20 protein-coding genes are annotated in these 21,277 nt (G+C 65.9%); 11 read left to right on the forward strand and 9 right to left on the reverse strand.

Annotation, left to right across the window (positions count from 1 at the left end; translation table 11 throughout):
* Positions 1-100 precede the first annotated feature (100 nt).
* Complete coding sequence (locus ACIBW7_RS00980; protein WP_387286825.1) at positions 101-1,270, forward strand: thiolase family protein; 1,170 nt, start codon at positions 101-103, stop codon at positions 1,268-1,270.
* A 44-nt stretch (positions 1,271-1,314) separates the two neighbouring features.
* Here the strand turns inward: ACIBW7_RS00980 and ACIBW7_RS00985 are convergent, their stop codons facing one another.
* Positions 1,315-1,656 carry a hypothetical protein gene (locus ACIBW7_RS00985; RefSeq protein WP_397042849.1) on the reverse strand — a complete coding sequence of 114 codons (342 nt, stop codon included), beginning with the start codon at positions 1,654-1,656 and terminating at the stop codon, positions 1,315-1,317.
* Between the two features lie 488 nt (positions 1,657-2,144).
* Between ACIBW7_RS00985 and ACIBW7_RS00990 the strand changes: the two genes are divergently transcribed.
* On the forward strand, positions 2,145-3,107 hold the full coding sequence (locus ACIBW7_RS00990) for an o-succinylbenzoate synthase (RefSeq protein ID WP_397042850.1): 963 nt from the start codon (positions 2,145-2,147) through the stop codon (positions 3,105-3,107).
* 215 nt (positions 3,108-3,322) lie between these two features.
* On the opposite strand, the gene ACIBW7_RS00995 is transcribed toward ACIBW7_RS00990, so the two are convergent.
* Together ACIBW7_RS00995 and ACIBW7_RS01000 are read right to left on the reverse strand one after the other, a co-directional pair.
* On the reverse strand, positions 3,323-3,835 hold the full coding sequence (locus tag ACIBW7_RS00995) for a TIGR04338 family metallohydrolase (protein ID WP_387286830.1): 513 nt from the start codon (positions 3,833-3,835) through the stop codon (positions 3,323-3,325).
* Positions 3,836-3,910: 75 nt separating this feature from the next.
* Positions 3,911-4,750 carry a DUF2786 domain-containing protein gene (locus ACIBW7_RS01000; protein ID WP_397042852.1) on the reverse strand — a complete coding sequence of 280 codons (840 nt, stop codon included), beginning with the start codon at positions 4,748-4,750 and terminating at the stop codon, positions 3,911-3,913.
* A gap of 100 nt (positions 4,751-4,850) precedes the next feature.
* On the opposite strand from ACIBW7_RS01000, the gene ACIBW7_RS01005 reads away from it, so the two are divergent.
* The 7 genes from ACIBW7_RS01005 (at position 4,851) to ACIBW7_RS01035 (ending at position 12,474) form a co-directional block, all read left to right on the forward strand.
* Positions 4,851-5,105, forward strand: coding sequence for a hypothetical protein (locus tag ACIBW7_RS01005; RefSeq protein ID WP_397042854.1), 255 nt, complete (start codon positions 4,851-4,853; stop codon positions 5,103-5,105).
* Positions 5,106-5,250: 145 nt separating this feature from the next.
* Positions 5,251-6,552, forward strand: coding sequence for an ABC transporter substrate-binding protein (locus tag ACIBW7_RS01010; protein WP_397042856.1), 1,302 nt, complete (start codon positions 5,251-5,253; stop codon positions 6,550-6,552).
* Between the two features lie 44 nt (positions 6,553-6,596).
* On the forward strand, positions 6,597-7,619 hold the full coding sequence (locus ACIBW7_RS01015; RefSeq protein ID WP_397042857.1) for a carbohydrate ABC transporter permease: 1,023 nt from the start codon (positions 6,597-6,599) through the stop codon (positions 7,617-7,619).
* Complete coding sequence (locus tag ACIBW7_RS01020; protein WP_397042859.1) at positions 7,619-8,494, forward strand: carbohydrate ABC transporter permease; 876 nt, start codon at positions 7,619-7,621, stop codon at positions 8,492-8,494. The genes ACIBW7_RS01015 and ACIBW7_RS01020 overlap by 1 nt, the downstream gene beginning before the upstream one ends.
* Before the next feature lie 114 nt (positions 8,495-8,608).
* A complete protein-coding gene (locus ACIBW7_RS01025) occupies positions 8,609-10,870 on the forward strand; it encodes a transglycosylase domain-containing protein (protein WP_397042861.1) in 2,262 nt (753 codons plus the stop codon).
* Between the two features lie 711 nt (positions 10,871-11,581).
* On the forward strand, positions 11,582-12,040 hold the full coding sequence (locus tag ACIBW7_RS01030; RefSeq protein ID WP_397042863.1) for a GyrI-like domain-containing protein: 459 nt from the start codon (positions 11,582-11,584) through the stop codon (positions 12,038-12,040).
* A gap of 8 nt (positions 12,041-12,048) precedes the next feature.
* Positions 12,049-12,474, forward strand: a complete 426-nt coding sequence (locus ACIBW7_RS01035) for a GyrI-like domain-containing protein (RefSeq protein WP_040697421.1) — start codon at positions 12,049-12,051, stop codon at positions 12,472-12,474.
* A 179-nt stretch (positions 12,475-12,653) separates the two neighbouring features.
* On the opposite strand, the gene ACIBW7_RS01040 is transcribed toward ACIBW7_RS01035, so the two are convergent.
* The 5 genes from ACIBW7_RS01040 to ACIBW7_RS01060 all read right to left on the reverse strand — a co-directional run bounded on the left by ACIBW7_RS01040 (position 12,654) and on the right by ACIBW7_RS01060 (position 17,282).
* Positions 12,654-13,754 (reverse strand): inositol-3-phosphate synthase, encoded by a 1,101-nt coding sequence (locus tag ACIBW7_RS01040; protein ID WP_397042864.1) that lies wholly within the window; start codon positions 13,752-13,754, stop codon positions 12,654-12,656.
* Entirely contained in the window at positions 13,747-14,301 is a 555-nt protein-coding gene (locus ACIBW7_RS01045; protein WP_397042866.1) for a PadR family transcriptional regulator, read from the reverse strand. The genes ACIBW7_RS01040 and ACIBW7_RS01045 overlap by 8 nt, the downstream gene beginning before the upstream one ends.
* A 272-nt stretch (positions 14,302-14,573) precedes the next feature.
* Positions 14,574-15,092, reverse strand: coding sequence for a GNAT family N-acetyltransferase (locus ACIBW7_RS01050; protein ID WP_397044111.1), 519 nt, complete (start codon positions 15,090-15,092; stop codon positions 14,574-14,576).
* 282 nt (positions 15,093-15,374) lie between these two features.
* A complete protein-coding gene (locus tag ACIBW7_RS01055) occupies positions 15,375-16,181 on the reverse strand; it encodes a DUF1707 domain-containing protein (RefSeq protein WP_397042868.1) in 807 nt (268 codons plus the stop codon).
* 6 nt (positions 16,182-16,187) lie between these two features.
* Complete coding sequence (locus ACIBW7_RS01060) at positions 16,188-17,282, reverse strand: DUF1707 domain-containing protein (RefSeq protein WP_397042869.1); 1,095 nt, start codon at positions 17,280-17,282, stop codon at positions 16,188-16,190.
* A 159-nt stretch (positions 17,283-17,441) separates the two neighbouring features.
* On the opposite strand from ACIBW7_RS01060, the gene ACIBW7_RS01065 reads away from it, so the two are divergent.
* Together ACIBW7_RS01065 and ACIBW7_RS01070 are read left to right on the forward strand one after the other, a co-directional pair.
* A complete protein-coding gene (locus tag ACIBW7_RS01065; protein ID WP_397042871.1) occupies positions 17,442-17,861 on the forward strand; it encodes a DUF5318 domain-containing protein in 420 nt (139 codons plus the stop codon).
* A gap of 727 nt (positions 17,862-18,588) precedes the next feature.
* The gene (locus ACIBW7_RS01070) at positions 18,589-20,727 is read left to right on the forward strand and encodes a transglycosylase domain-containing protein (RefSeq protein ID WP_397044113.1); all 2,139 of its coding nucleotides are present in this window, start codon (positions 18,589-18,591) and stop codon (positions 20,725-20,727) included.
* A gap of 57 nt (positions 20,728-20,784) precedes the next feature.
* On the opposite strand, the gene ACIBW7_RS01075 is transcribed toward ACIBW7_RS01070, so the two are convergent.
* Complete coding sequence (locus ACIBW7_RS01075; RefSeq protein WP_397042872.1) at positions 20,785-21,045, reverse strand: hypothetical protein; 261 nt, start codon at positions 21,043-21,045, stop codon at positions 20,785-20,787.
* Between the last annotated feature and the right edge of the window lie 232 nt (positions 21,046-21,277).

The raw sequence follows: 21,277 nt of genomic DNA on the forward strand, positions 1-21,277 counted from the left end.
GCGATATCTGGCTTGAGTCGCCTATACCCAGGCGTTAACCTGACTATAAGCCAATAGAGCCAGGCGGAGGAGCTCGGCTCACGGTTCGAAAGGAACCACCATGAGAGACGCGGTGATTGTCGAAGCGGTACGCACGCCGATCGGCAAGGGGAAGCCGAACGGGGCACTGCACAATGTCAACGCGGTGGACCTGCTCGCACACAGCCTGCGCGCGGTAGTCGACCGCAGCGGCATCGATCCGGCGCTCATCGACGATGTGATCGGCGGCATCGTCACCCAGATCGGCGAACAGGGCGCCAATATGACCCGGCGTGCGGCGCTGGCCGCGGGCTATCCGGAATCGGTACCGGCGACGACGGTCGATCGCCAGTGCGGCAGCAGCCAGCAGGCCATTCATTTCGCCGCACAGGGCGTGATCGCCGGTGCGTACGACATCGTGGTCGCGGCGGGTGTCGAGTCGATGGGACGAGTTCCCATGGGCGCAAACATGATCGGATCCGACGACTTCTCCGGTGTCGGCTTCGCCGAGCGTTATCCGGAGGGTCTGGTATCCCAGGGCATCAGCGCCGAACTGATCGCGGCCCGCTGGGGACTGACCCGCAACCAGCTCGACGAATTCGCCCTCGGCAGCCACGAAAAGGCGGCGCTGGCAACGAAGAACGGCTCGTTCGCCGCTCAGCTCGCCCCCATCGCCGGACTGGAAACCGATGAGGGCATCCGGGTCGGCAGCACCCTGGAAACCCTCGGCAAACTGCGTCCCGCCTACTACGACGAGGCCATGGCCGCGCGTTTCCCGGAAATCGGCTGGCAGATCACCGCCGCGACGGCGAGCCAGGTCAGCGACGGCAGCGCCGCGGTGCTGATCATGACCAGCGAACGCGCCGAGGAACTCGGTCTGAAGCCGCTGGCCCGGCTGCACAGCTTCGCGGTGGCCGGTGACGATCCGCTGCTCATGCTGACCGCCGTGATCCCGGCGACGCAGAAGGTGTTGCAGCGCGCCGGACTTCAGCTCTCCGATATCGATCTGGTCGAGATCAACGAGGCCTTCTCGCCGGTGGTGCTGGCCTGGGCGCACGACACCGGTGCGGACATGTCGAAGGTCAACGTGAACGGCGGCGCCATCGCCATCGGACATCCGCTCGGCGCTTCCGGCGCGCGCCTGATGACCACGCTGGTGCACGCCATGCAGGAGCGCGGCGCGCGCTACGGTCTGCAAACCATGTGTGAGGCAGGCGGTTTGGCCAACGCCACCATTATCGAACGGCTCTGAGTCGCCGAGTACCGCGGCACCGGTCCCGTATCGGTGCCGCGGGCTCAGATCGAAACCAGCACCACTGCAATCAAGAAACCGAGCAACCACGACTCGGCAATCAATGGCACCGCCACCAACGGAGTCCACGCGATGCGGCGTCGGTTGCGGATCTTCTCCACCACCCTGATGCCCACCGCAACCCCGGAGAGGGCAATCCCGACCCACGCAACGCAATACGCGACCGCCAGATAGCGCATACCCCCATCGGGATCGGCATCACCCCCGAGGAGTTCGTACAGCGGCACAGAAGAGGCGACCACCCACCCGAACCCGACCGCGAATACCGACCCGAGCACCACCCGAACCGCATTCGCCAACCGCAGCTCGAACCGACTCGACCCCATACCCCAGCATGACCGCTACATCGGACTCGCACATCCCGGTGCCACTCCGCTCCAGCACCAACCACCCGCACCAGCGCACCGTCACAGCGGCAGCAGGGGCACTGAACGCGGCCGACGAGAAGCCAGCCGCGCAGCAGCCCAACTCCGCGCGAACAATTCGCCGATCCGCGCAGCCCTGCCAGCCGCAGCAGACGCACCCGACGACAACCCGGCGGCAATCCAACCCCGTGCACGAACAAATTCGCCAATCCCCACAGCCCTACCAGCCGCAGCAGACGCACCCGACGACAACCCGGCGGCAATCCAACCCCGTGCACGAACAAATTCGCCAATCCCCACAGCCCTACCAGCCGCAGCAGACGCACCCGACGACAACCCGGCGGCAGCCCAACCCCGTGCACGAATGATTCGCCGATTCGGGCGTCCTTGCCAGCGGCGGCGGACGCACAGCGCGGGCGGGGGCACCGGGCTCGCTAGGCTGCACGGTGATGCCCGAAACCTTCGTCTACGCCATTCCGATGCGGACCCGGTTCCGCGGCATCACGGTGCGCGAGGGAATGTTGATCAGGGGGCCGCTCGGGTGGGGCGAGTTCTGTCCATTTCCCGAGTACGACGATCGGGAGGCCGCCGGCTGGTTGGCGACCGCGATGGAACAGGTGACGGTCGGTTGGCCGGAACCGGTGCGGGAACGGATTCCGATCAATTGCACAGTGCCCGCAGTCGATCCGGAGCGGGCGCACGCGATCGTGGCCGGGTCCGGATGCCGCACCGCGAAGGTGAAGATCGCAGATCACCCGGATTCGCTGAGTGAGGATCTGGCGCGGGTCGAGGCGGTCCGGGATGCGCTCGGGCCCGATGGCTCGGTTCGGGTGGATGCCAACGCGGTCTGGGATGTCGAGACGGCCGTCACGCATATCGAGCAGATCGACCGTGCCGCCGGTGGTTTGGAGTACGTCGAGCAACCGTGCCGCACCATCGAGGAGCTGGCCGCGGTGCGTCGCCGTGTCGACGTCCGAATCGCCGCCGACGAATCCATCCGCCGCGCCGAGGATCCCCTGCACGTCGCGGTAGCGGGCGCCGCGGATATCGCGGTCCTCAAATGCACCCCGCTGGGCGGTGTCGGCCGCGCACTCCAGGTCGCCGAGGCCGCTGGACTGCCGTGCGTGGTCTCCTCCGCCCTGGAAACCAGCGTCGGCCTAGCCGCCCAACTCGCCCTCGCCGCCGCCCTCCCCGAACTCGAATTCGCGTGCGGCCTGGGCACTTTGTCACTCCTCGAAGGCGACCTCGTGCAGGAATCACTCCGCCCGGTCGACGGCTTCATGCCGGTCCCGAAGTCACCCCCCACACCCGACCCGGCCCTACTGGAGCGCTACCGCCACCCCGACCCAGTACGAACCCGCTGGTGGGAGGACCGACTTACCCGGGTCCGTGCACTGGGGCCGCCCAAGTGACCGTGTCGCGACGGAAGTCGACAACGGCGAGCAATGGACCACCGAACCCCGCACCTCCCAAAGTTCGGCGTTTGCGCAACCGCGGTCGCGCGATTTCGATCGCGTTGGACACGCGGAGGCGGACACCACAGCCGAGCATCGCGAGTTCGCGTGCCTAGCCCGACAATCAGCCACCGGCGGCCGCAGACACGGCGCGACCACAAGCAGCAGCGGCCTCAGGTTATGCGGACACCGCACCCGAGCATGCTCGACCGCAAAACCAGCCCGGCTTCCGGCCCGATAATGCCATCGACGAGTTCCAAGTAGCGGCTACAGAACTCGGGCCCGTGCGGGGCTACCGATCCGGCGGCGGGCTCTAGGTGATGGGCCAGTTCGTGCAGGATCACCAATTCGCGCAGTGCCCATGCGGTCGCACCGGTGTACAGCGGAACAGCCAGCACCGCATCGGCGGCCTCGTAGTGCGCGGCGGCGGTTCCGGCGCGAGAGCGGACCCGGACGGGCGTCGCGGCACGGTCCCATTGCGCCCGAATCCAATTGAGACTCAGCACCTTATCGGTGTAGACCTGCACCGATTCGACCGAGGCGAAGCGGCGCTCGATCGGCAGCGTGAGGTGTGAACCGTAGAGCTCCACCGTGCGGACACCGTTTTCATCGGCTCGATCGAATACACTCCGCACCAACTGCTCGGCGTCATACACCTTGGCGCGCTGGGCATCTCGTGCACTCATTGGCCCCGCTCACGGTTCACACCCATCGTCGCTCACGCCGAGTCGGGCAATTGGCATGTCGCGCAATGAATTCGCTCATTTCGACCCACCCGGCAATTGCCCACGCGCAGCACTGAGTTCGGGAGATGTCCCTAGCCGCGCCGCCTTCCCGGCCCGGTCACCTGCACGCCGGGCCGCAGCGCTATGCCCGGCCGAGGCTTGTGGGCCGCGCCAGTTGCCGCGGGCATCGGAGGTCTTCTTATAGAAGTCGGTGAGCTCGATTTCCTTATTGCGCAGGGCCAATGCCGTACCCGCCGCCACGGTTTCGGGCACCACCTCGGCCACGACCTCCGCCTTCACCTCGGCTAGGCGGCGGCCGATCCGTGCGGCGAATGCCATCTGAAAGTTCAGCCGCGCGGTAACCGCCGCGACCGGCGCTTGTACGCGTCGTTGCACCTTTCGGCCCCAGCGTTTCTCCGTGACGATCTTGTCGACGGTGGCCGAACGATACTGCCCCGATTTGATGTACTGATCCGACGCACGCACCATCTGCACCAGCAGACTTGTGTAGAGGGCTTCACACGTATCGATATCGGACTCGAAGCCGTAGGCGTAAACCTGCGTGGAAGTGCGCGCAACATCGCAGCGCACATCATTGGCCGCGGCGATCGCCACGAACAACTGAACGTAGGTGCGCAAACCTTTCTTGCCCGGTTCGCCGATCGGAATCATCCGCTGCATCGGCGTCGGCCTGCGCTCACGCCCGGCGATATGCGCGCGGGCGACCGCGAGGTCGATCGAGGACCTGGTCGCCAACCGCTGGGCCGCGGCCAGAAATGCCTCGGCCTCGTGCTCGTTATCGGTCGATTCGGCTTGGCGCAGCAACCCACCGATCCGGGTGAGCATCCGGTCCGGGACCGCATTCGGCGAAGTCATCGCCAGTCAGCCTAACCGCATCGCGAGCGACCATCCCCGGGCCCGCGGAACCCGGCAGCCGACCCGTCGACCACACCCACCTGATCCGAACTGATCATGCGTGGGAGAACTCCTCGATGGTGCGCAGGAGGTCCGGTGCCGCGACGGGTCGTGCGGCCAGCCACCTGTAGGCCGACGCGACGAACCGACGGGCGTCACCGAGCAGCGCTGGGGCGTCCGCCGGGGTGAAGAGTTGCTGCTGCGGATGCAGGCTGGGATGCAGCTGCCACAGATGCTGCTGTCCGCGGGCATATCCGGTCAGCCGATCGCCCGGACCGTCTGCCCGGCAAAATATCGAGGCTACGAGCGACTATGACATTGCAGCGCCGGCGTCCGCCCCGGCTGGAAAGTGCCCCTGTTACGGGCACAATCGCTGCGTCGCATATAACAACCATGTATCTTGCCTTGTGCACCGGCAGGGTGTGCTGCTGCTCACGTCTCGACCCCTTGGAGTGTTCGCGATGGCTTTGAAAAAGGTGACGTCCCTACGTTCGTCGCTCGTACCACGAGCGGCGTTGGCAGCCGCCTCTGTTGCGCTGCTGACGGCGACGTTCACCAGTGCCTGCTCCAGCGATAACGGCGGCAATCCATCCAGCCAGAACCTCACCGGCCGCGGCCCGATCACCTACGTCGAGGGCAAGGACACCACCGAAACCGGCGCGGTCAAGCAGCTGATCGAGCGCTGGAATGCCTCGCACCCGGACGAGCAGGTCACCTTCAAAGAGCAGTCGAACGATGCCTCGCAGCAGTACGACGACCTGGTCGAGCACATGCGCTCCAAGCAGTCCACCTATGACGTGGTCGCCCTTGACGTGCCGTGGACCGCGGAATTCGCCGCGAAGGGCTGGATCCAGCCGCTGAAGGACACCTTCAAGATCGACACCTCGGCACTGCTGTCCCCGACGGTCGCCAGCGCCACCTACAACAACACGCTCTATGCCGCGCCGCGAAACACCAACGGCGGCTTGCTGTTCTACCGCAAGGATCTGGTGCCGAATCCGCCCAAGACCTGGAGCGAGATGCTGGCGCAGTGCCCGATCGCCAAGCAGAACAATATGGGTTGCTACGCGGGCCAGCTCGCACCGTACGAGGGCCTGACGGTGAACGCTGCCGAGGCCATCAATGCCTACGGCGGCACCTTCGTCGGCGCGGACGGCAAGACCCCGACCGTGAACACCCCGCAGGCGCGCGCCGGACTCAAAGTGCTCGTCGACGCCTACAAGAGCGGCGATATCCCGAAGGAAGCCATCACCTTCAAGGAGCCGGAGAGCGCCAACGCCTTCAACACCGGCAAGCTGCTCTTCATGCGCAACTGGCCGTCCACCTTCGGTGACGCGGGCGCGGAATCCTCCGCGGTCAAGGACAAGTTCGGCGTCGCGCCGCTGCCCGGCGAAAACGGCGTCGGCGCATCGACCCTCGGCGGCTACAACGCGGCGATCAGTGCGTTCTCCAAGAACAAGGCCACCGCGCTCGACTTCCTGCGCTACCTGATCAGCGAGGACGCTCAGCACATCGTCGCGGCGGGTGCGCTGCCCTCGGTGCGCGCGTCGATGTACGACGATCCGGCGCTGATCGCGAAGATGCCGTACCTGCCCGCACTGAAGGATTCGATCGCCAACGCGGTGCCGCGTCCGGTCACCCCGTTCTACCCCGCGGTGTCGAAGGCCATCCAGGACAACGCTTATGCTGCGTTGAACGGAACCAAGTCCGTCGACGACGCGATCACCGGTATGCAAAAGGGCATCGAGACAGCCGGGTCGTAGCGAGTACAAGAGCGGACCCGACCACCCCGTAGGAGAGAGAAACGGTGTCGGATCCTTCGGGAACGGCCACTCGCGTGCCGAGCGACGGCGCTCAGCCGACAAAGCGCGGATTCGGTGGCACCTTGGCGTTGGAGTTGCGGCGTTCCGGTAAGGCGTGGTTGTTCGTCACGCCCGTGCTGATCACCCTCGCAGTGGTCGTCGGCTATCCGGTCTTCCGCGCGTTGTACATGTCGTTCCAGAAGGATCCTGGACTCGACCCGGCGACCGGCATGTTCGTCGAGGGCGGCAGCGCCGGCTTCGCGAACTACACGCACTGGCTGCTGCAGCAGTGTCAGGCGGCCGGCGAGACGGTCTCCTGCCCGACCGGCAACCTCGGCTCGCAGTTCTGGCTGGCCATCGGCGTGACGTTGTTCTTCACAGTGATCACGGTGACCCTGGAGGCCACCCTCGGCCTCGGCATGGCCATGGTGATGGGCAAGACCTTCCGGGGCCGCGCCCTGCTGCGCGCGGCGGTGTTGGTGCCGTGGGCGATTCCGACCGCGGTCACCGCCCGGTTGTGGGAGTTCATGTTCCAGTACGACGGTGTGGTGAACCGAGTCTTCGGCACCCACGTGTTGTGGACCTCGGAGGCTTGGCCCGCACGGTTCGCGGTTATCGCCGCCGATGTCTGGAAGACCACGCCGTTCATGGCATTGCTGCTGCTGGCCGGTTTGCAGGTGATTCCGGCCGATGTGTACGAGGCCGCCAAGGTCGACGGTGCGTCCGCCTGGCAGCGCTTCACTCAGATCACGCTGCCGCTGCTCAGGCCCGCGCTGCTGGTCGCGGTGCTGTTCCGCACCATGGACGGACTGCGCCTGTACGACCTGCCCGCGATCATGACGCTCGGCAACCCGTCCACCCGCCCGATTTCGGCGCTGGTGGTCGAACAGGTCCGCCAGGGTCCCAATAGCGCGGCGGCACTGTCGACGATCACCTTCCTGCTGATCTTCGCGGTGGCGTTCCTGCTGGTAAAGGTCTTGGGCGCCAATGCCGTTCGGACCCAGGAAGAACAGCGGGAGGCGCACTGATGACCACCGTGACCACCAAAAAGCCCGCGGCACAGGCACCTTGGACCAAGCGCCTGGGTCCGGTTCGGCTGTATCTGGGTGCGCTGATCGTGCTGGTGTGGGGCCTGGCCCCGTTCTACTGGATGGCCGTCACCGCATTCCGCGATCCGGAATACACCTTCGACAACACCCCGTGGCCCACCCACGTCACCCTGGAGAACTTCCGCAACGCCTTCGATACCAGCCGCGGCAACGACTTCGGCAAGGCACTGCTCAACAGCGTCATCATCGGCGCGGTGACCACCGCGGTCGCCCTGGTGCTCGGCGTGCTCGCCGCCTACGCGCTGGCCCGGCTGACCTTCAAGGGCAAGTACCTGGTCTCCGGGCTCATCCTGTCCGCATCGATGTTCCCGGTGGTCGTGCTGGTCACCCCGCTGTTCCAGCTGTTCACCAACCTCGGTTGGATCGGCGAATACCAGGCGATGATCATCCCGAACATCTCGTTCGTGCTGCCGATGACCGTCTACATCCTGGCCTCGTTCTTCGCCGAACTGCCGTGGGAACTCGAAGAGGCCGCCCGCATCGATGGCGCGACCAAGATGCAGGCATTCCGGCTGGTCATGCTGCCGCTGGCGGCGCCCGCGGTATTCACCACCGCGATCCTGGCGTTCATCGCCTCGGTCAACGAATATCTGCTGGCCCGGCTGCTCTCCAGCGATAAGACCGAACCGGTGACCGTCGCGATCGCGCGCTTCTCCGGTAACAACCCGCTCGTGCAGCCGTACGCCGCAATCATGGCCGCGGGCACGATGGTCACGATTCCGCTGGTCATCATGGTGCTGCTGTTCCAGCGCCGGATCATCTCTGGTCTGACGGCGGGTGGCGTGAAGAGCTAGTACGCCTGTCGCATCGGTTGAATCCCGTTGCGGCGGTAATACTCGGTGTATACGATCTCTGGTCATTTCCGATCGTGTCCGTGCAGGTGAGTTTTACCGACGCTCCGGGAGGAGATGATCGTGAGCTCGTTCGGCAAGCGGCGACGCGGCGGCAGTCGCCGGGGCCAACCGATACCGGCACCCTATGCCTCCGTCGCGGGATTCAGCGAGCACAACACCGGGACGTCACGACGCAGGGACAAGCCCCGGCCGCCCGGCTCTTCGAAACCGTCCAGGCCGCAACCGACCCCGGCGAATCGACCACAGCGCAGCAGAGGCGAACGCTTCCGACGACTACTGCTCGCTCTGTTCATCACCTTCGTCGCGGTGCCGTCGTTGCTGTTCGTGCTGGTCTACTGGAGCGCCGAAATCCCGGATCCTGATTCGGTGCAGACCAATCAGATCGCCACCATCCTGGCCGCCGACGGAACCACGGTGATCGCGAAGGTTGTTCCGCCCGACGGCAATCGGATTCCGGTACCGCTGTCGCAGGTGCCGAAACCGGTGCGCGATGCGGTGCTCTCGGCCGAGGACCGCAACTTCTATACCAATCCCGGCTACTCGACCAGTGGATTCCTGCGCGCCGCGCGGAACAATATCCTCGGCGAAGAGGATGCGGGCGGCGGTTCCACCATCACTCAGCAGTATGTGAAGAATGCCTTCCTCGGCTCCGAACGCACCCTGACCAGGAAGATGCGCGAGCTGATCATCGCATCCAAAATGGCGCGGCAATGGAGTAAAGACGACATCCTCGCCGCCTACCTCAACACCATCTATTACGGGCGCGGCGCGTACGGGATCTCGGCGGCCGCGAAGGCCTACTTCAACAAGTCGGTGCCGGAACTGACGCTCGCCGAAGGCGCGGTACTGGCCTCGGTCATCCGCACCCCATCGATCCTGGATCCGGAAACCCACCTCTCCGATCTGACCGCGCGCTGGAAGTACGTGCTCGACGGCATGGTCGAGATGGGTGCGCTCGCGCCGGGCAACCGTGATGCGACGGTATTCCCGCAGATCGTCCCGATCACCGAAATCCCGGACGTCAACGCGGCCCGCGGCCCGGAAGGCCTGATTCGCAGCCAGGTGCTGCGGGAACTACGCAGCGCGGGCATCAGCGAGCGGGAACTGAATACCGGGGCATTGCAGATCACCACCACCATCGATGCCAAGGCACAGCAGTCCGCACTCGACGCGATCCACGATCGACTCGACCCGCAGCCACCGGAACTGCGTGGTGCGGTGGTTTCGATCGACCCGCGTTCCGGCGCGGTGCGCGCCTACTACGGCGGGGCCGACGGTATCGGCTTCGATTTCGCGCAGGCGCCGTTGCAGACCGGCTCCGCATTCAAGGTCTTCGCGGTGATCGCGGCACTGCAGCAGAGCATTCCGCTCACCCGGATGCTCGACAGTTCACCGGTGACCGATCACGGTACCGAGATCACCAACGTGGACGGCGAATCGTGCGGCAAATGCACCATGGCCGAGGCGCTGAAGCGCTCGCTGAACACCAGCTTCTATCGACTGACGATGTCGATGGCCGACGGCCCGGAGGCAATTGCCGATGCCGCCCATCAGGCCGGTATCCCCGAAGAGATCCCGGGCGTGGCCGGTAAGACGCTCACCGAGGACGGCGGGCACCCGCTCAACGGAATCGTGTTGGGCCAGTATCTGGTTCGCCCCATCGATATGGCATCGGCCTACGCGACCATCGCCGATTCCGGTGTCTACCACCAGCCCTACTTTGTGCAGCGAGTGGTCGCGGGCGACGGCCGCGTCCTGCTGGATCGGGGCGGACCCGACAAACAGGTCGGCAAGCAACTCCCGCCCGGCCAGCAGCGCATACCGCGCGGCATCGCCGACAGTACCGCCGGCGCGATGATCCCGATCGCCGCATATTCCAACGAGCACAGCCTGTCCGGCGGACGCCCCTCGGCCGCCAAGACCGGCACAACCCAGCTCGGTGAGTCGAAAGAGAACAAGGACGCGTGGATGATCGGCTTCACCCCGTCGCTGTCCACTGCGGTCTGGGTCGGTACCGAACAGTCCCAGCCCATCGAAACCACACGCGGCACCGACATCTACGGCTCCGGTCTGCCCGCCGATATCTGGAAACAGGTGATGGACGGCGCGCTCGACGGCACCCCGATCGAGCAGTTCGCGGCGGCCGGACCGCAAGGCAGCCCGCCGACCGCGAGCAAACCCTCCGGCGGCAGCTACGACATCCTGAATCCGCCGTCCGGCACCTCCACCGCACCGGTGATCATCATCCCACCCGCCCCAGAGCCCACGAAGGAAGTCGAAATCTTCCCCGGATTCAGCATTCCGGTGCCGGGCTGAGTTTTTGGCCGCGCCTTCGGCGCGGCGGGTTCGCGGCCCCCTGGTGTCTCGCGTCCGAGTCGTCGAGACTCGCGCCTGCGGCGCATGCGCTTCGACGACTCGGACGCGAGACGGGCCGCGAACGGTCGCTCGTAAGACTCGCTTCGTGGTGGTCACCGGTAGCGGATCGTTCGGCCACCGATGCACGCGCGAGGGATGGTCGAGTCCTACGCATGCGGCGCATGCGCTTCGACGACCCGGACGCGAAACGGGCCACGAACAGGTCGCTCGTAAGACTCACTCCGCGCTGATCGCCGATGACGGATCACTCGGCGCCTGACGGGCACGCGCCGAGCGGGCGGGGCCCCGTACCTGCGTCGTCGCATGCGCATCGACGACCCGGACGCGAGACGGGCCGCGAACGGGTCGCCGTAAGACTCACTCCGTCTGGCTTGGCCGCAGCTTCCAACTTGCCGGGTTCGGTTCGCTATGAATGTGCGTCGACCGGGGCCATGGGAACGGATGACGTGGCAGCATCGTTTGCCAGAGTGAAGTGAGCGCGCGCGCCGGAACCGAAACCAGGCCGACGCCGACGCCGCGAGATCGATGAGGAAGGATATGCGCTCGAGCGACGACACGCGGCGCGAGCGTCAGGCCCGGAAGTAGCTTCCGCGGCCACGGGGGCCCGGGAGCGCCGCCAATTGGAGACAGACTAGACATAGGGGCACGCCGGTGGATTTCAATGTCGTTGACCGTCCCGAGACGCTCGTGGCGGGCACAGTGCTGCGCAGCCCGGCGCTCGCGGTCGAGGGACCGCGCCGCGCCAAGGTCGAGGAGGCGTGGAAACGCAATCTGGCCCGCAAGCTGCCCGGCCCGCCGACGACCGCGTATGTGGACCACGCGCCGGAGATCAACTCCTACCTGACGCATATCGTCGGCTACCGCTGCCACACCCTCGCGGATCTGCTACCGGGCGATGTGCTCGCCCGAGTACCCGCGGGACGGTTCGCCCGATTCACGCTCAGCGGCGACAATCTCGGCGACACCATCGTGACCATCTGGCGGGCGGTATGGGATGCCGAGGCCGCCGGACGATTGGTGCGCGCCTATACCGGTGACGTGGAACATTATCCGGACGCGCGCACGGCCGAAGTATTCGTGGCGCTGGCACACGAACCGGTCGACGGTTAGGAACAGCTGTGGACTTCGAAATTGTCACATTGGACGAAAGCCTGGTCGCCGGACTCACGGTCCCGCTGGCCGGACGCGAGGTGACCGCCCGCGACCTGGACCTGGTGAACTTCACCTGGGACCGGTATCTGGCGCGGGAGAAGAATGTGCCGCGGGTCGCGGCCTATATCGGCCAGAACGATCACGCCGTCGCGATTCTGGGCTACGAAGTCGCCGAGATGGACGATATGGATGCCGGTGATGTGCTGACCCGGGTCCCGACCGGACGCTACGCGAAATTCGTTGTCTCCGATAAGCCCTATGATCTGCTGCGCACCGCATGGGCACAGGTCCGCAAGGCCGAGAGCGCGGGCACCATCACCCGGTCGCACACCGCGGAACTCGAGCGCTACACGGGGCCGACCTCAGTCGAGGTCTACGTCTCCCTCGACTGAGCGCTCACCCCATCGAGGGTAGTCGAATGGTGGCTGGCAGCCCCGGCCACAACCGCCATTCGACTACCCTCGACAGACGCTCGAGAATGCAACCGCGGCCGGTCGACCGGGCTGATTCGATACGCAAAGCCGGGCCGGAGCTGTGCACCCGGCCCGGCTTTACTTGTCAGTGCGCCCGATTACTCCGCGCCGATGATGAACGCTTCCAGCTGCTGACGCGCGATGTCGTCGGCCAGCTGCTTCGGCGGGGACTTCATCAGGTACGCCGAGGCCGGGAGGACGGGGCCGCCGATGCCGCGGTCCTTGGCGATCTTCGCGGCACGCACCGCGTCGATGATGATGCCCGCCGAGTTCGGCGAATCCCACACCTCGAGCTTGTACTCCAGGTTCAGCGGCACATCGCCGAAGGCGCGACCCTCGAGCCGGACGTAGGCCCACTTGCGGTCGTCGAGCCAGCCCACGTGATCGGACGGACCGATGTGCACATCGTTGGCGCCCAGTTCCTTCTTCAGGTTGCTGGTGACGGCCTGGGTCTTGGAGATCTTCTTCGACTCCAGCCGCTCGCGCTCGAGCATGTTCTTGAAGTCCATATTGCCGCCGACATTGAGCTGCATGGTGCGGTCGAGCTGCACGCCGCGGTCCTCGAAGAGCTTGGCCATCACCCGGTGGGTGATGGTCGCGCCGACCTGGCTCTTGATGTCGTCACCGACGATCGGAACGCCTGCCTTGGTGAACTTTTCGGCCCACACCGGGTCGGAGGCGATGAACACCGGCAGCGCGTTGACGAAGGCCACGTCGGCATCGATCGCGCACTGGGCGTAGAACTTATCCGCCTCTTCCGAGCCGACGGGCAGGTAGGAGACCAGGACGTCGACCTTGTTGTCCTTCAGCACCTTTACAACATCGACCGGAGCGGCCTCGGACAGCTCGATGGTCTCGGCGTAGTACTTGCCGATACCGTCCAGCGTCGGACCACGCTGCACGACAACGTCGCTCGGCGGCACGTCGGAGATCTTGATGGTGTTGTTCTCGCTGGCGAAGATCGCCTCGGCCAGGTCGAAGCCGACCTTCTTGGCGTCGACGTCGAACGCGGCGACGAACTTGACGTCGCGGACGTGGTACCGGCCGAACTTGACGTGCATCAAACCGGGCACGGTCGCGGTCTCGTCCGCGTCCTTGTAGTACTGCACGCCCTGGACCAGCGAGGAAGCGCAGTTACCGACGCCGACGATGGCGACGCGGACTTCGGTGGCTTTGTCAGCCTTGTTGTCTTCACTCATGGCCGTTATTTCCCTCTTTCTGTGGTGCCGCCTTCGTCGATTGCTCCGCCGCAATCAACTCGTTGAGCCAGCGCACTTCGCGCTCGCTTGATTCCAGACCGAGCTGGTGGAGCTGGCGGGTGTAGCGATCCAATGAGCCACTGGCCTTCTTGATCGCCTCCCGCAGACCCTCTCGGCGCTCCTCGACCTGCCGTCGCCTGCCCTCCAGAATCCGCATCCGCGCTTCCGCGGGGGTGCGGCTGAAAAACGCCAGGTGGACGCCGAAGCCGTCGTCGGTGTAGTTCTGCGGTCCGGTGTCGGCGAGCAGTTCGGTGAACCGCTCCCGCCCGGTCGCAGTCAGTTGATAGACCCGTCGCGCACGACGGGTGACGCCCGCGACGTTCTCCTCGGCGATCAGCCCATCGGTCTGCATGCGACGCAGCGTCGGATAGAGCGATCCGTAGGAGAAGGCCCGAAACGGCCCGAGCAATCCGGTCAGCCGCTTGCGCAGCTCGTATCCGTGCATGGGCGCTTCGAGGAGCAGCCCGAGGATTGCCAGCTCGAGCATCGGGCTTCACCCCCTGACTGTGTGTGCAGACCTAACCGATGGATGCGACTGCCCACTATATCGGAGCGATATAAACGTGCATAGTGGTCGGCGATACATACCACTGTTTGCGCAGGTAGAGGCGACTACCCCACGCCCGCACCGGACAGCAGACAACACCACCATTGCCCGTTTGCGGGCGCGGACGTAGCTGGTACCGGCTGGCCGACGGTGGGACGAAACTCGACTCGCCCCACCTCGGCGCCGTCAGCGCTGGGCGCTGACCGCTCTCACTAGTCGATACCGAATGGCGCGGCGTAGCGAACCGTGCCGTGCGGTAGCGGTTGAGCCGAATCGAGCGTCAATGCCATCAACGCCTCGTCCGGCACCTCGATGCTCAGGCCGATGCCGTACTCGGATGCCCTCCCGAAGCCGAAACGCGGGTAGTAGGTCGGATGCCCGAGCACGATGACAAATGCTTCGCCCAATTGCCCCGCCGTCGCGAGCGCCGCCCGGATCGCGGCGGCGCCCGCGCCGGACTTCTGATATTCGGGCAGCACCGCGCACGGTCCCAGACACAGCGCAGGCGTGGTGTCGACATGGCAGCGGGTCAGCAGCGCGTAGCCGACCGGAGTGTCGTCCGGCAGTGCGCTGACGATGGACAGTCCGTCGATCCATGCCGGATCGACGCGCAGTGCGTCGACCAGATCGGCCTCATCGGCTCGATCGAAGGCCGCCTGGTTGATCGCGTGGACCGCGGGAATATCGGCATCGGTTTCGGCGCGCGTGCGCCAATCGATGGGGGAATTCAACTCGGATTCTCCGTATTCGTATGGTTCGGGCCCGGTTTCGGACACGACACCACCGTCACGCGAACCATGCGGCTCGCGGCACGAACGCCGGACGAAGAGGGATCAGACCGGGACCCGGGACAACTGAACGGTCCAGGCGTCGCGCGTGACGGCGGTCTTCGGCGCGGTCATCCCGCCCCACCTCCTCGGGCTGCACATCAGGTCGAATTCGAACAAGGGATGCTAGCGCGCCCGATTGCGGCGGGCCAATGAATTACCTCCGCACCGGGTCGCGGCGCCTCGTCAGCGACTGGGCGGGAAGACCTGCAATGGCTCCCCGGTCACCGTCGCCGTCAGATAACCAGTCGCACCCGCTTGGTTCTTCGCGTAGATCGACACAGCGGCGTCCGAATCACTACGACCCGGCGGGAATTCGATCGAGGCGTGCGTGATGACGCCGCCCGGCGTCTTGATCGACTGCGGCGCACCGGCCAGCAGCCCGGCGATGGCACGCAGATCGATGCTCGCGAGATCGAAGGTGCGCACATCGGCCTTGCGCCCATTGTTGGTGGTGTAGTCGTGGAATCTGCCGTCGTAGCGATATCGCACGGTCTCGGTCGGATCGCCTGCCGCCTGCCGCTCGAAGAGCGCGTAGTCGGGATACAGGGTGACCTCGTCCACCTTCGTATCGCCGAACTCGGCGCGATATTCATCGATGAAGTACGCGAGGCCGCTCCCCGTGGTGAGCACCGGCACATGCTCCGACCACCCGAGCGGTCCGGAGCCGCCCGAAGCGCAGCTCGCGATGCCGCCCACCGCCGCACCGATGACCGCCGCACCGGCGATGAACGCCACCGGCGCGAGCCAGCGCCGCGGTCGACGGCGATCGACTCGAATCACCGGAGCATCGACCAGATTCCGTGGAATCTGCAGATCGCCGATCAGCTCGTCCAGCTCACCGAATGCCTTGGCGCGCATGGCCCGCGCGGTGCGTTCGGCGTGTTCGTCATCGATGAGCTGACCGTCGGCCAGCGCCGCGTCGAGCAGTCCGCAGACATCGGCCCGATCGGTATCGCGGGCCCGGATTCCGCCATAGCGCGTCGTCGTCATCGACCATCACCCCTGGAACGGCCAGGCGCGAACAACCTGCCCCGCGGGAGTGAGCAGGTAGTACCCGGATTCGTTGAATTGGTTGCCCGCGAAGATCCGCACGATGGTCGCACCCTTCGCGATGCCGAAAGAGCTATAGGTACCGGTGGCGTCGACTTCCATATCCATATGCGTGACAACTCCGTTCGGCACCTTCAACGCGGTGGGCGCGGTTGCCAGTAAGTCCGACAGAGCGGCGACGTTCAGCTGCGCCAGATCGGCGGCGGGCGTATCGGTCTTGCGACTGACGGGGCCACCACTCTGCGCGAATCCGCCGCGGTAGTCGTAGCGGACCTGCCGATTCGACTGACCGGGTACCGCGCGCGCAACCGTGGCGTAATCGCCGAACATGGTCAGCTCATCGGCCTGCAGATCACCGAACTTCTCCCGGTACTTCGCCAGGAAGTGCGTAACCCCTTCGCGGGTGAGCAGATTCGGCGTCGCGACCACCACCGGTTGCACCGCACCGAGATCGGGCACCGCGGCGCCGACCTGCGCGACGGGTGGCGCATCCGACGCCGCGGCACCGCTGGTCAGCGCGAAAGCGGCAACGGCGGCACAGACCGACGCGGCGGTCACACAGATCACATACCAGCGCCGGCGATTCGATCGAGGTGGCGCCGGCGGCAACGGCGCATCGGTCGGCCGTTGCAAGTCATCGACCAGATCGGCCAAATCGCCGAGAGTCTTGGCCCCTTGCGCCAATTCGCCGAGAGTCCGATGCTCCTCTTCGGTGAGCTGACCATCCCGGCGGGCGCTGTCGAGTAGCTGCCCAGTTGTGTCGCGATCGGCGTCGCGGGCTCGGGTGTGATCGGGATAACGGCCCGTGGATCCGGGGCGGCGCAAGGGGTTTCGCGTCGGTGTCGGTGCACCCGGCACCAGATCGCGCACCGCCGAAGGGACCTGGAGATCGCGGGTGAGCCGGTCCAGATCGGCGATGGTCTTGGCGGTCTCGGCCCGCGCGGTACGGTCGCGGTATTCATCGGCGCCGAGCTGCCCTTCGGCATAGGCCGCATCCAGCACACTGGACGCGTTGGCACGGTCGAGGTCACGCGCTCGCATACGTCCGGATGCTGCCGTTGACCGCCCGGATGTAGCGGGGGACACGGGAGAATCGTAATCCGCCGACGCCGGTAACGACCCAGTTCAACCATGAATACCGGTCGGTCGATCCCGCACAGCCCAGCGCGGCCCGCGCGCGGCCCCGCTACTCTGGTTCTCGTGCGAATTCAGCGACAGGTGGTCGACTACGCTCTCAAGCGTCGGTCGCTGCTCGCTGACGTCTATGCGGGCCGTGTCGATGTCGCCGAGGTTTGTGATGCCAATCCCTACCTTTTACGTGCGGCGAAGTTCCACGGTCGGGGGAGCGAGGTCACATGCCCGATCTGCCGGAAAGAGCAATTGACGCTCGTATCCTGGGTCTACGGCGACGGCGTCGGCCCGATGGCGGGTTCGGCTCGCACACCAGAGGAATTGATACGCCTCGCCGAGACTCGCGAGGAGTTCTCGGTCCATGTCGTCGAGGTATGCCGGAGCTGCAGCTGGAATCATTTGGTGCAGTCCTATGTGCTCGGTACCGCTCCGTCGCCCACGCGGCGGCGCTCGGGCACCAGGGCCAACCGGCGCAGCGCAGCCGAATGATGTGCCAGGTCATCTGCCCGTCGGGTGACACGCGGAGCCTCGACGCGTCCGCCGCGGCGATAATCGCCGCACCGCGCCCCGCAGACCCTTACGAGTTATGGAGATCTTGTCAGTGAATTCGCCCTACGAGACTTCCCCCTACGGCGATGAACCGCACGGCGGCCGCACTCAGCGAAGTTCACCTCAGCCTCCGAACCCGTATCCCGGTCAGCGACCGGCCGGTCCCCCACCCGGTCGCCCCGGTCCCGGTGGTCCGCGGCCACCGCAGGGCGGGTACCCCGGTGAGCCGCGCGGTCCGCAGCCGCCGCGTCGACCGGGTCCGCCGCCGCAGGGCCGTCCGCCGCAGGGCAGGCCACTACCCGATAACGCCCCGCCCGGCGCGCAGTCCACGCAGAAGATCGCGCGCCCGAATCGGCAGCCCGGTTCGCTGACCGACGCCGTAGCCGAGCGCAACCGCCGCACGGCCCCGCCCACCGGTCCCCGACCGGCCAGCCCGCGGCCCGGCCAGGATCGCCCCGGTCAAGATCGCCCTGGTGCGCGGCGCCCCAACGGCTCCGGCCCCACCACCGGCGAGCGCCGGGCGACCGCGGGCGCGCCGCCCTCGGGACCGCCGCCGCGCCGCACTGGCGGTAACGGTGGTCCGGGCGGACCGGGCGGTCGTCGTCCCGGTGCGAAGAAGAAGTCGCCGTGGCGGATCGTGCGCCGGGTCATCTACGTCCTGCTAGCCCTGTCCATCATTTTGCCGAGCACGGTCTTCCTGATCGCCTACACCACGGTTTCGGTACCCCAGCCGGGTGACCTCAAAACCAACCAGGTCGCGAATATCCTCGCCAGCGACGGCACCACGGTGATCAGCAAGGTCGTACCCCCGGAGGGCAACCGCACCGACGTCACCATCGATCAGATTCCGCCGCACGTACGCAACGCCGTGATCGCGGCCGAGGACCGGGACTTCTACACCAACCCGGGCTTCTCGGTTTCCGGCTTCATGCGCGCGGCCCGGGATCAAGCCCTCAACAAGGAGAGCGCGGGCGGTGGCTCGACCATTACCCAGCAGTACGTGAAGAACGCGCTCGTCGGTGACGAACACTCGCTGTCTCGCAAGCTGCACGAGCTGGTCATCTCGGCGAAGATGGCGCGCCAGTGGAGCAAGGACGAAATCCTTGCCGCCTACCTCAACACCATCTACTTCGGTCGCGGTGCGTACGGCATCGATGCCGCCGCCAAGGCCTACTTCGCCAAGCCGGTCTCGGAGCTCACCGTGGCCGAGGGCGCGGTGCTCGCCGCCACCATCCAGCAGCCCTCCGGCCTGGATCCGGAGAAGAATCCCGAGGGCGCGAAGTTCCGCTGGAACTATGTGCTCGACGGCATGGTCTCCGGCGGCAATCTGAAGGCCGAAGAGCGCCAGGGCCAGCAGTACCCGCAGGTGGTCCCGGTGAACACCACCAAGGACAAGGGCCTGGACACGGGCCCCGAGGGCCTGATCAAGACCCAGGTACTCAAGGAGTTGGCGGCCGCGGGCATCAGCGAGCAGCAGCTCAACACGGCTGGTCTGTCGATCACCACCACGATCGATCCGAAGGCACAGCAGGCCGCCGTCGACGCCGCGCAGAAGAAGATGCAGGGCGAACCGGAAAAACTGCGCGCCGCAGTGGTTTCGGTGGATCCGAAGACCGGTGCGGTGCGCGCCTACTACGGCGGCGACGACGGTCAGGGCTACGACTTCGCCAATGCCGGTCTGCAGCCGGGCTCCTCGTTCAAGGTCTTCGGTCTCGCGGAGAACCTGGAATTGGGCAAACCGCTGTCGGAGATGTACGACAGTTCGCCGATCACCGTGAACGGCATCAAGATCACGAACGTCGAAGGCGAACAGTGCGGCACCTGCACCATCGCCGAGGCGCTCAAGCGCTCGCTGAACACCAGCTTCTACCGCATGGAGCTGGATATGCAGAACGGTCCGCAGAAGATCGCTGATATGGCGCACAAGCTCGGCATTCCGGAGACCATTCCGGGCGTCGGCAAGAGCCTGGTCGAGCCGGACGGTTCCGCGCCGAACAACGGCATCGTGCTCGGTCAGTACCAGGCCAGGGTGCTCGATATGGCCTCGGCCTACGCGACGCTGGCCGCCTCCGGCGTCTACCACGCTCCGCACTTCGTCACCAAGGTGGTGAGCGCCGACGGACAGGTGCTGCTCGACCGCGGCGATGTGGCCGGTGAACAGCGGGTCTCGTCGGCGGTCGCGGACAACGTCACCGACGCGATGAAGCCGATCGCAGCGTGGTCGCGCAATCACAACCTGGCCAACGGCCGCGAGTCGGCGACCAAGACCGGTACCGCCCAGCTGCTCGACACCGGCGAGAACAAGGACGCCTGGATGGTCGGCTACACCCCATCGCTGTCCACCGCGGTGTGGGTGGGCTCGATCGATAACTCGCCGCTGCGCAACTACAGCGGAGGCATGGTCTACGGCTCCGGTCTGCCCTCGGATATCTGGAAAGCCACCATGGACGGCGCCCTGGACGGCACCCCCAAGGAAACCTTCCCGAAGCCGGCCCCGATCAAGGGCCAGGCCGGTGTGCCCGCATGGTCCGCACCGTTCACCCCGCCGTCGACCACGGAGGCGCCGCTACTGCCGCCGATCCAGATCGTCCCGAATACGATCGACACCCCCTTCGGACCGATCCAGGTACCCGGCGTGCAACCACAGACGCAGCAGCGCCAGCCGCAACAACAACAGCAGCAGCCGGAGTCGACGCCGCTGCCCGGACAGCCGACGGCGAACTCCGACGGTTCGATGCCGACGACCACCGGATCGCCCCAATCCGGTGGCACCGGTAACGGCAGTCAACCGACCCGGAGCCGCTAGAGCGAAAAGCTCTGGCCAGCTCACTGCGGCTGGCCAGAGCTTCCCGACGTTGTTGGATCAGACGCTCGTGATGTACCAGAACCCATTCGGATCCTGGTAGCACTTGTCCTGCACCCCAGCCCAACTGAGACATTCGGTGTAGGAACCGTAGCCCTTCAAGACGACATATGAGCCGTCCGATATCTGAACACACCTATCGCGGACCCCGGCCCAGGTCAAGCATTCCGAATACGACGGGTACCCCGCTGAGGCATTACCCGCGAATCCGACGAGCGCTGCGCCGACCAAGGCCACGGTAGCCATGACTTTCGTGAACATTCCCACCCCTCTTGTGATGATCAACTGCCCCTCCGACAGTTGATCAATACGATGCTATCACCGCTAAAAACGCCGCATAGCAGTTCGATCAGCTGCAGCAGCCGCATCGAGAACGATACGCATTGGGCACTCAGTACCACTCGGTCCAGGCGGCGCACCTCGCGGCCGGTACTCTCGGATGGCGTGACCGAACAGCACCTCGCGGACGGGCGGACGAACGGGAGCGCGCCGC

The sequence above is a fragment of the Nocardia sp. NPDC049526 genome (assembly GCF_044465765.1).
Classification (GTDB): domain Bacteria; phylum Actinomycetota; class Actinomycetes; order Mycobacteriales; family Mycobacteriaceae; genus Nocardia.